1 protein-coding gene and 1 pseudogene are annotated in these 438 nt (G+C 32.9%); both read left to right on the top strand.

All coding sequences use genetic code 11. The features are described 5' to 3' along the window. Positions 1-362: cadmium resistance transporter (locus HMPREF2795_RS05945; protein WP_186822901.1), on the top strand; the 362-nt coding region annotated here is incomplete at its 5' end. 11 nt (positions 363-373) lie between these two features. Next, positions 374-438, top strand: a pseudogene (locus HMPREF2795_RS10310) (transcriptional regulator); the annotation flags it as partial.

Below are 438 nucleotides of genomic sequence, written 5' to 3'. Positions count from 1 at the left end.
TGCTTTTAGGAGATTCTGATGGAGAAGCTATTGCCAAAGAAGGTTTGCGCAAAGATAATAAAAACCTGATATTTCTAGTCGCTATGATTACTTTTGCAAGTTGTGGTGCTGACAATATTGGTGTCTTTGTTCCATATTTTACTACCTTAAATTTAGCAAATTTGATAGTAGCTTTACTTACCTTTCTAGTCATGATTTATCTCTTGGTTTTTTCTGCCCAAAAATTGGCACAAGTCTCTTCTGTTGGAGAAATTTTGGAGAAATATAGCAGATGGTTTATTGCCGTTGTTTATTTAGGATTGGGGATATATATCCTGATTGAAAATAACAGTTTTGACATACTATGGACTATATTAGGCTAGGAGAAAATATTATGAAAAAAGATAGTATCTGTCAAGTGGATGTTATAAATCAACAAAATGTTACAACCGCAACGAA

The sequence above is a fragment of the Streptococcus sp. HMSC056C01 genome (assembly GCF_001811305.1).
Classification (GTDB): domain Bacteria; phylum Bacillota; class Bacilli; order Lactobacillales; family Streptococcaceae; genus Streptococcus.
The sequence above is the reverse complement of the archived record's forward strand: the minus strand, read 5'-3'. Positions and strand labels throughout refer to the sequence as shown.